We start from the raw sequence: 6033 nt of genomic DNA, 5'->3' as shown, positions 1-6033 counted from the left end.
AGGGGTCGCCGATCTGGGCGCGGGCGTATTCGATGGCCTTCGCTGCGTAGGGGTTGCTGCCTGGTGTGCCGTTGGGGTCGCAGCCGGTCAGGTCCTCGGCGGAGACGTCGGCGAACTGCTCGATCACCGACACGGCCCAGTCTTCCCACTGGTTGTAGCGGTCCGGGTACGCCGAGCGCTCGACCGCCTGGGCCGCGTCGCCGGGCCTCATCGACTGCCAGTCCGGAACGTTCTGCAACGTGTCGTAGAACCAATTGACCTGCCACCGCACGTTCTGTCGCTGTTCACGGGTGCCGTGCATGGCGCGGATTTGGAATATCCCGAGTGAATCGGCGTGCCCGTAGTCGAGGTTGCGCAACTTCGACTCGACCTTGCCCGCCTGAATGGCGATCTGCCAGGCACGCGGCGACAGGCCGCGCTGTTTACCGATGCTGATGATCTGGCCGACGATGCCTCGCTGTTCAGCGTCGAGGGTGGTGGGGCCGGACTGCCCGGCCCCACCTGTGAGCGTGGCGACGCAGGTGGACGGGGCGGCGCTGGCGGTGGGGGTGGTGGTGCCGGAGATGAGCACCACGGCGACCAGACCGCCTGCCAGCGCCGTGACGGTGCCGCCCCCCAGCGCGATTCGGGCTTTGTTCATGCGGCGACCCCCACGTCCCGCACGCGCCAGGTGCCCTCGGGGTGGATGAGCACCAAGCGCACGGTGTCGGTATCGGTCGGCCAGTGCACCTCGACAACCGGGGGACTGGCGCGGACGACGCGCGGGTCACCGACGAGTTCGGACGGGGTGACCCGCGCGGGGTCCACACTGCGCAGTTGCCCGGATAGTTCGGGCATCGCGTACGGTTCGAGCCCGTCGCGCCACTGCTCGGGTTCTATTCCCTCGGGGGTGTTGATCCAGTTGCGCATGAACCCACCGGCCGCTTCCAGCGCGGCCGGTGGGGCGTCTTTGCCGACCGCCCGCACGGTGCTCGGGGCGGGCAGCGCGGACCGGGACGCCTCCGCGGCCGGGTCGGTGGTGTCGTCGCTGCGTGTTGCGGGGACTGGCGTGGACGTGGTCGCGGCCGGACCGGTGCCGCTGGACTGTTCGTGCTGGGTGTCGCGCGTGCTGAGCTGGCCCACGGCCAGCAGCACGCCGACCACCACCACGAGAGTGATCAGGGCACGGCCGCGCGAGTGCAGCGGCCAGCTCCACACGCTGCGCCACGCGGCGGCCCGTCCCCGGTTCGATCGGATCGGACTCACTGCTGTCCCCCTGTCTGCTCGTCGCGGTCGCTGGGCACGTACCACGCGCCGGTCTCGTCCTGGGCCGCGTCCAACGTGGATGGCCCTTCGGCGGTGGTGGCCTCACCGGGCTGGTTCCCGGCTTCGGTGGCGCTGGGGCGGTAGACCTGCCCGGAGTCCACGAGTCCGAGGCTGCTGCGGCCCTGCTCGGGTCCGGCGCGGCCGTGCTCGCGGGTGGGGGTCGCGTTGCCCCCGGTCCCGCCGCCCGCGTTCGGCGCTCCGGGCTGCTCGCCCGAGGGTGGCGAACTCGGCGGTTCGGGGGCGCTCCCGCTCGCTTCGCCCGCGCTGAGGGCGAGCCGGCCCGACACCCCGGTGTCAGAAGGCCGGCTTCTGCCTGCCCCGCTGTCGGTGCGTAGTGCCGTGGCGGCCAGGGTTCGGGCGGCGTCGTGGCGCTGCTGCGCGGCACCGTTCCCGCTCCCTCCAGGGGTGTTCACGCGGGTGGCGGTGGCATAGATCGGCCCCTCGGCCGGTGTGCTGGCACCGTCGCCCCCTCCGGGCGGGGGCATGATCGGCCCGGCCGGTTCGACCGCGCCAGATCCGCCGGTGTCGGCGGTGCGCTCCTCCGGGGTGCCCCGGTTGGCGCTGTGCCAGCGCACCCCCTGTCTGGGGGGTGCGACGCTGTAGCGGGGTTCGTCGTCACCGTCGTTGCCGCGCTGCTTGTGCCTGCGCTGCTTCGGGTACCGCATCCGAGGGTAGGACCGCTCGAAACTGGCGTTGGCGACCTGCATGGTCGCCGAAATCATCGATTTCATGCGTTTGATCGGACGCGCGATCATCAGCAGAAGAATCGTCACCAAAAGCAGAAATACACTCTGGGACAGAAACCCGAGATTGTTCGTGGCCCACACGACCAACCGAATGTGCAGACCGGAGAGCAGCCCCATCATAATGGCGTTAACGAACGCCGTCCCGAAAACCTTAATATTGCCTTTCAACGTTTCCGGATTGATCATGCCGATCAATCCGGTAATCGGCAACAGGAAAATAAGGATCGCGATCATCACCAGCGACAGTATGATGATCATTTTCGCCACGATCTGAAACACTACGATATAGACGCCCTGGAACGCCGCCACGGTGGCGGCCCCCATGCGCGGCCAGTACTCCTCACCTTTGAGCACCGAGTACGCGTAAGCATCGGCTTCTTCAACCTGCGAGGCGATGTCCTCGAATTTCTCCCCTTTGGCGTCCTGGTCGCATTCACCGTCGCGGAGCCATTCCCGTTTGGCACACGCCTGCGCGTCGAGAAGCTGTTTCCCGTACTGCTTAGCCAACTCGGAATCAGCCTTGCCGAACTCTCCCGCGAGCCAGTTTTCATACACCACGGTTTGGGTCACCGTGCTCGGCCACATATCACGGCGATCCCAGTTGTCGGAATCGACGAAACCGGATTGTGCGGTGGCGGTCATGTCCACCAGGTAGCCACGGAAAAAATCATTGTAGGTCACCGGCAGCAGGGCGGCGCTGGCGGCCATCCAGAATCCGATAATGCCCCATGTGAGGCGTTTCGCGGCTCCGGCGTTGTCCGATTTCGCGCCGTGCCACAGCAACACGGCTCCGAGGATGAGCAGCGCCAGCGGCACCCACACGCTGAACACACCCTCGAACAGCGACCCGGAGACGGCTTTCACGACATCGTTGAGCCAATTGAATGTTTCATCATTCACCAGCAGGTAATGCAATCCGTTGGTGAGCGCTACTGCGTCTTTGGCGACGTTGAACAATCCATTACTGAGCATGGTCATGGTGGGCACCATCGGATTGCGCGCTTCACCGCCACATCCGATGTCGTAGGTGTGCCACACCTGTCCGGCGTAGCCGTACAAATCGTACGACGTTCCCGACTGGCCGGAGCCGATTTTCACTCCGTACGGATCGAGTTTTCCCGTCAACCCGAATCCCGGATAGTCAATCGGGGGCGGTGCGGCGCAGTCGAACGGCGCGGCACGCGCCATCGGCCCCGTCAGGGCGGAGACCGCCACGAGCCCCAGCGTGGCGGCCAGCACGAACGCCCGCGCGACCCACGGGGGAACGCGCAGCCAGAAGCGGGTTCGGCCACGGCCCACGATCCACGCCAGTCCCCCGAGTGCGCACGCGGTAATGAGGATGCACAGTGCGGCGGTGAGCCCGATCATCGCTGCACCCCCTGCACGTCGCCGGGGGTGGTGTTCAGCGCGGAGAGCACGTGCGCCAGGTGCGGCGCGGAGAAATCGGCGCGAATCCGCTCCACATTATTTCGGGAGTCCCGGAACAGGAAATGGCGCGCTTTCTCGCGTGATCGTCCGTCCGGGAATGTGGCGAACACGTTCGCGAATCCCTGGTCGATCGGCACGTCCAACAAATTGAGCGCGTCCTCTTGGGCCTGGTCGCCCGAGAGTTTTCCGGCGAAGACAGAATCAAGCAAAGATTCGATGCCCGGAATGCGCAACAGGTCGGCCGGGACTTGGCTGGCGAGCAGCACCCGCAGCGCCCATTTCCGGGAATCCCGCGCGAACCGGTTCATCAGCATTTTCCCCGTCGAGACTTCGGCCAGAAACGACGCCTCATCGATAAACACTCCTTTTCGGGCGCTCATCGGTTGGTCGTAGACGTTGCGCTGTGTCAGCCACGCCGCCAGATTCAGCAGCACAACGCTTTCCTGTTCGCGGCCGTCCCAGTCCTTCCGAGACACGTTTTCCTTCGGCAGCGTCAGGCCGGGCATGGTCAGCACCGTGAGCCGCGCCTCGTGCTGATCGCCGTAGGGGTCGGCGTCGTCCTGCGGGATGAGCAGTTGCATCCGCTCACCGACCTCGTCCAGCAGGTCGTGCAGGTTGCGCGCGTGTTCGGCGTCCTCCGAGGTGTCGTTCTTCAGCGCGCGCAGCACGTGACCGGGGTGCGTGCTGGGCTGCCCGCCGCACGCCCGGATCGCACGGTTGAGCACCATGCGCGTTGAGGCTTGCGTCTGGACTTCGTAGGGAAGCAGCCCGGTGAGCGTGTCCAGGGTGAGCCGCCGCCTGGTGGCGGCGGCCGTGGTCAGCGCGCGCCGGTAGGCCGCATCGGGGTCGGCTTCGTCGGCGTAGTGCTCGCGCTGGGGTTCGGGCACGATCCGGTAGGGGTTGAGCGTGCCCGGTTTCGCGTCCAGCAGGTTGATCGTGCGCGTGTAGGGCGCGAGTTCGGGTACCGTGGCCAGCCGCGCCAACGGCCCGGACGGGTCGAGCACGGTCCACTGCGCCCCCATCCACAACGACTTGTAGATCGCCATCCCGCCGAACACAGACTTCCCACCGCCGAGTCCGGACAGCAGGGCCGTCAGCCCCGAGCCGTCCTCGCGCTGCGAGAGCCACGGGTCCCAGGCCACCGGGCGCACGGTGCGGGTGACGGTCTCACCGAGCATGAGCCCCTGGTGATCACCCACCGACGAAGTGACCTGAGGAAGGGAGGCCGCGGCCCACACGACCGAACCCCGGCGCTGATATCCCCGGGTCGCCAGGGCCTCCCCGGGCATGAATTCACGGGCGTAGGCGTGCTGGGCGGCCGGGTGCTCGATCCGCACGCTGGGTTTGTACAGGTCGGCCAGACGGCGGGCGTAGTCCAGCGCTGCGTCTTCGGTGGGGGCGGACACGGCCAGACGCCACCAGCCCACCAGCCGTGTCCCGCGCTGGGAGAGCCCCGACGACATTTCGTCGTCAATGCGGCGCACGTGCTCGTGCTGGCGTTCCAGCCGCATCGGCGGGTCCAGGTCGTGATCCCTCGTGTAGTGGTTGACCTGGGCGCGCACCTTGTCCATCTGGTGCGTGAGCTCGCCCGAGACCGATTCCGAGGGGCGCACGTAGAACCGCGCCGACCACTCGACGGCCGCGCCGATCATGTCGGCCTTGGACATCCACGGCTCATCGGATTCGGGGATGTTCAACGGTTGCATTTGCCCGAGCGAGAGCACGCACACCGACCGGTCATGCCCGGCCAGCGCGCCAGTCCCCCGCACGGTCAGGGTCGGGGCGTAGGGCTGCTGGACGTGCTCGGCCAGATCGGTGAACGTCGCCAGATCCTCGGGTTCGAGGTGGCTGGACGGAACGGGGCGTTGCGCGGCGATCGGCAGCCCGAGCGCGTGCGACCGGGAGAGCAGCCAGTCCATATCGGTCTCGCTGGCGAGCGCACCGCCCATCCCGCCGACGATGTGGGTCACGCGCTCGATCTCATCGGCCAGCGCGTGAAGTTCGGCCTCGGCCAACTGCGGAACGCGGGTGCGCAGCCAGCGGGGGGCGCGCTGGGCCGTGCGGTCCAGCATCGTCCGCGTGGTCAGTAGCACGCCGAGATAGACCTGTTTCTCGGTCATCTGGCGGCCCTCGATGGCCTGTTGTTCCCCGGCGAGGTAGTCGTCAAACGACGTGGCCGCTGCTGTGTCGGGAAGTCGCGCCCCGGCCGGGGCGAGTTCGTGGTGTTTTTGCGCCCATTGGCGCGCGGACTCGGGCCGGTGGGTCACCCGCAGGTGACACCAGTGCCCGGCCAGCTCCGCGAGCTGGTCCGACAGGGACAGGATCAGGTGTTCCCGATCCTGGTTGGAACGGAAATTCCACCGCTGTGGAGACAAGCGGTACCACACCCATGTGTGGGTGGCGGTCCGGATGATCGGACCGTCCACGCTCCGAATCGCCATCCGGTGCCCGGAGGCCGGAGCGAGATCATCCTCGCTCGGCCGCCGTGTCCGCCGTGACGCTGACCGGCGCCGGGTGGCCTGTGTCTGCTGCTGCGTGCTCACCGCACTCCCCC

The 6033-nt window shown here is 67.3% G+C and carries 3 protein-coding genes and 1 pseudogene; all 4 read right to left on the bottom strand.

All coding sequences use genetic code 11. From position 1 onward, the window contains the following. A pseudogene (locus BM150_RS23335) lies at positions 1 to 640 on the bottom strand (C40 family peptidase); the annotation flags it as partial. Next, on the bottom strand, positions 637 to 1245 hold the full coding sequence (locus BM150_RS23330; RefSeq protein WP_092930217.1) for a hypothetical protein: 609 nt from the start codon (positions 1243 to 1245) through the stop codon (positions 637 to 639). The gene BM150_RS23330 and the pseudogene BM150_RS23335, both read right to left, overlap by 4 nt. Then, complete coding sequence (locus BM150_RS23325) at positions 1242 to 3419, bottom strand: hypothetical protein (RefSeq protein WP_092930214.1); 2178 nt, start codon at positions 3417 to 3419, stop codon at positions 1242 to 1244. Before BM150_RS23325 ends, BM150_RS23330 begins: the two co-directional genes overlap by 4 nt. After that, positions 3416 to 5854: an ATP-binding protein gene (locus BM150_RS23320; protein ID WP_175497003.1), complete on the bottom strand. Its 2439-nt coding sequence runs from the start codon at positions 5852 to 5854 to the stop codon at positions 3416 to 3418. Before BM150_RS23320 ends, BM150_RS23325 begins: the two co-directional genes overlap by 4 nt. Positions 5855 to 6033: the final 179 nt, after the last annotated feature.

The sequence above is a fragment of the Actinopolyspora alba genome (genome assembly GCF_900112765.1).
Taxonomy (GTDB): Bacteria; Actinomycetota; Actinomycetes; order Mycobacteriales; family Pseudonocardiaceae; genus Actinopolyspora; species Actinopolyspora alba.
This window is presented reverse-complemented; position numbering and strand designations above follow the sequence as displayed.

Bases quoted from the DNA above. Each gene is read 5' to 3' on its own strand.
- BM150_RS23325 (WP_092930214.1), bottom strand. From the start codon at position 3,419: ATGATCGGGCTCACCGCCGCACTGTGCATCCTCATTACCGCGTGCGCA.